The organism is Leyella stercorea, assembly GCF_021531655.1.
Window position 1 is genome coordinate 1 of the sequence record NZ_JADYUF010000094.1, and the last position, 3,106, is coordinate 3,106.

The 3,106-nt window shown below is 38.8% G+C and carries 4 protein-coding genes; all 4 read left to right on the plus strand.

Annotation, left to right across the window (positions count from 1 at the left end; all coding sequences use genetic code 11):
• Positions 1-340 precede the first annotated feature (340 nt).
• Genes I6E49_RS14105 through I6E49_RS14120 form a run of 4 tightly spaced genes read left to right on the plus strand, consistent with a single transcriptional unit; the run spans position 341 to position 2,899 of the window.
• Positions 341-1,156 (plus strand): ABC transporter ATP-binding protein, encoded by an 816-nt coding sequence (locus I6E49_RS14105; RefSeq protein WP_235403114.1) that lies wholly within the window; start codon positions 341-343, stop codon positions 1,154-1,156.
• A 57-nt stretch (positions 1,157-1,213) separates the two neighbouring features.
• Positions 1,214-2,008: a hypothetical protein gene (locus I6E49_RS14110; RefSeq protein ID WP_235403115.1), complete on the plus strand. Its 795-nt coding sequence runs from the start codon at positions 1,214-1,216 to the stop codon at positions 2,006-2,008.
• An 11-nt stretch (positions 2,009-2,019) separates the two neighbouring features.
• Positions 2,020-2,382 carry a GntR family transcriptional regulator gene (locus tag I6E49_RS14115; protein ID WP_235403116.1) on the plus strand — a complete coding sequence of 121 codons (363 nt, stop codon included), beginning with the start codon at positions 2,020-2,022 and terminating at the stop codon, positions 2,380-2,382.
• A 25-nt stretch (positions 2,383-2,407) separates the two neighbouring features.
• Positions 2,408-2,899 carry a GAF domain-containing protein gene (locus I6E49_RS14120; protein ID WP_235403117.1) on the plus strand — a complete coding sequence of 164 codons (492 nt, stop codon included), beginning with the start codon at positions 2,408-2,410 and terminating at the stop codon, positions 2,897-2,899.
• The last annotated feature ends 207 nt before the right edge of the window (positions 2,900-3,106 follow it).

Consider the following 3,106-nt stretch of genomic DNA (forward strand, 5'->3'; position numbering starts at 1 on the left):
GCGCCGATGGTACTGCAATGCAATGCGGGAGAGTAGGTGGCTGCCTTCTTTACTTTGGGTCTTCAAGGTCTAATGACTTTGGAGACCTTTTTTTATTTGTACACATCCTTCACGCATTTACACATTATTATATACGTACATTATATTATATATAGCATGTGTTCTTAATACAGTCCCATCATTCCTTATTGCTGTTTTATAGATTTTACTATATGTTTTTCTAGTTAAATATTGTTGAAGCCATCAAAGTTTAATATAAAAGCATTACTTTTGTAGTGTATTATAATAGTAGTACACTATGGGTACTTTTATTTATTAATAACAATTAAATTATAATGGTATGATAGAATTAAAGAATGTTACGTTCGGTTATCCAGGAACAATGCGTGATATCTATGAGGATTTTAGTATTTCGCTTTCAGAAAACAAAATATATGGACTTCTTGGAAAGAATGGTATGGGCAAGTCTACGCTGCTATATCTTATATGTGGACTTCTGCGTGCTTCATCGGGCAAGATAACTGTAGATGGATATGATGCGCAGTTGCGTCGTCCAGAGATGTTGCGTGAGATAATGATTGTGCCAGAGGAGTTTGAGCTTCCTAAGGTTACGCTTGATGAATATGTCATGATAAATGCTCCGTTCTATCCACGTTTCTCGAAGGATGTACTCGTAAATTGTCTGCAAAACTTTGAGTTGCCACTCTCGCTTCGTCTTGACCAACTTTCAATGGGACAAAAGAAGAAGGTGTATATGTCGTTTGCACTTGCTGCGAATACAAAGTATCTGCTTATGGATGAACCTACCAATGGATTGGACATTCCCTCAAAGAGTCAGTTTCGTAAGGTTGTGGCAAGTAATATGAGTGAAGACCGCACTATAATAATCTCCACTCATCAGGTGCACGATATAGAGCAGTTGCTCGACCATGTTCTGATTGTAGGTACAGATAAAATAATGTTCAATGCCTCTACAGCCGATATAGCCGACAGTTATGTGTTTGAGACACGCCGTCAAGGAGAGGACATGGCAGATGTTATCTATTCGGAATACGGCGTGCAAGGCACTCAAGTGATAGCCAAACGAGGTGATAAGGAAGAGACTCCGATAAATCTTGAGATGTTGTTCAATGCCGTTGTAGGAGGTAAGTTGTAGGAGGTAAGTTATAGTAGGTGTATATCTTAGCATTAATCATTTAAAACAAATATCATTATGTATAAATCATTTAAGTTCAACAATATGTGGCACACTTTCCAGTGGATGCTTTTCAGTAATAGGCGTCAGCTTATTACATATTTTATAGGTATAATTATTGCAACATTTGTTGGTGGAGAGTTACTGGTCTTGGATTTAAATCATTCCAATATTGCCGCTCGTGATATTTATTTTCAAGAAAACTATAATGCTGCTAGTCTATATCTTGTTTATTTGTGTGCCTATGGTCTGTGGATGTTGTATGGAGCGAATCAGATGTTTGACTTTATGGAGAGTAAGCAGTCAGCGATAACTTATTTGATGCATCCAGCAACAGTAGCAGAGAAATATGTAGCCCGTTTGGTATATGTCTCACTTTTGTGGGCGATGATAGGTGGAGTAGGATTGCTTGTGGGTGATTTTCTGCGTTGGATTATTAATGTTGTGACATTAGGTAGTCATACACAGATGGCTATAGTGTATTTCTGGGAACAAATACTTAAACCACTTGTTTTGGTATTATGTGGTGATAGCAGTGCGCGGGTAGGGATTTCTTTGGTAAGTATCATTTGTGTATGGATGTATACATTCTATATTCTTGGCAGTGCTGTGTTTAGACGCTATCGTTTGTTGTTGACAACTGCAACACTCGTGTTTGTAATGGTATGCCTTATAAATGGTGATATTATTAGTGAAGGAAGGGTTGCATTAACTTATGTTATATTTATTGTACTGTCGATTGCCAATATCGTAGGCTCTTATATGATTTTCAAGCGGATGCAGGTTATCAACAACAAGTGGTTAAATATATAAAGTGTATCATTATGCAGTTCAACAACGACAAACCAATATACCTCCAACTTGCCGACCGTCTTTCCGATGACATTGTTGACGGAAAATACAATGACGACGATCGTGTGCCGAGTGTACGCGAGTTTGGTATGTGTTTTGAGGTGAATACAAATACAGCAGTGAAGGCATACGACATGCTTTCGCGTGACAATGTAATATACAACCGTCGCGGTCTTGGCTACTTTGTCACTCCTGGTGCACGAGAGAAGATAATGGGGTCGCGCCGCACTGAGTTCATAAACTCTGTGTTGCCTGACGTATTCCGCCAGATGCGTATGCTTGGCATAGGCATTGAGGAGTTGACAAGAATGTGGAAAGAATACATTAAGAAATAAAACAGTAAAGTATAGTTATATAACTATGGATAAGCAATCGAGGTACCAGAAGCTTCTTTCGCAGATAGAAGTCTTCGCAAATGCTGACGACAATCCAATCAGCGTATTGTCAAATTGTGCGGCAGTGATGAAAGTAGTCTTCCCAAAGGAATACTTTTGGGTGGGTTTTTATATTGTAGATGGTGACGAACTGATACTCGGTCCGTTCCAGGGCACTCCTGCATGTACGAGGATAAAGTTCGGTCGTGGTGTTTGTGGCATAGCATGGAAGGAAGGTCGCAGTCTTGTAGTAGAGGATGTTGAGGAGTTTCCTGGTCACATAGCGTGTTCGTCGCTGTCAAGATCGGAGATTGTAGTACCGTTATTTTCTGACGGAGTAGTAATTGGCGAGATAGATATTGACAGCACCGAACTTGCTACATTCGACGATGTAGACAGAGAATATCTCGAAAAGGCAGCTGAGAAGATTGCTCCGTTTATGGCAAAGATCTCAAAAGCAGCTTCTTGCAAAATGTAGATTTTACAAACTTTTATTGACGTTGACAGAATGGGTTGGGTGTATACTTAATCTGTTCTGTCAACGTCATTTGGAGGGTATGTTGCGTTGGCATATCCTCTTTTAGTTTATGCTTTGGTAAGATGAAAATGTTATAGGGATGTTCTATAAATTAACATATTGATAATTAGTTATTTAATTTAATAATTCAATAAATAGTCGTATTTT

What these genes read in the sequence shown, in the direction of transcription:
- I6E49_RS14105 (WP_235403114.1), top strand. Translation starts at nt 341, where the DNA reads ATGATAGAATTAAAGAATGTTACGTTCGGTTATCCAGGAACAATGCGT.
- I6E49_RS14110 (WP_235403115.1), top strand. Translation starts at nt 1,214, where the DNA reads ATGTATAAATCATTTAAGTTCAACAATATGTGGCACACTTTCCAGTGG.
- I6E49_RS14115 (WP_235403116.1), top strand. Translation starts at nt 2,020, where the DNA reads ATGCAGTTCAACAACGACAAACCAATATACCTCCAACTTGCCGACCGT.
- I6E49_RS14120 (WP_235403117.1), top strand. Translation starts at nt 2,408, where the DNA reads ATGGATAAGCAATCGAGGTACCAGAAGCTTCTTTCGCAGATAGAAGTC.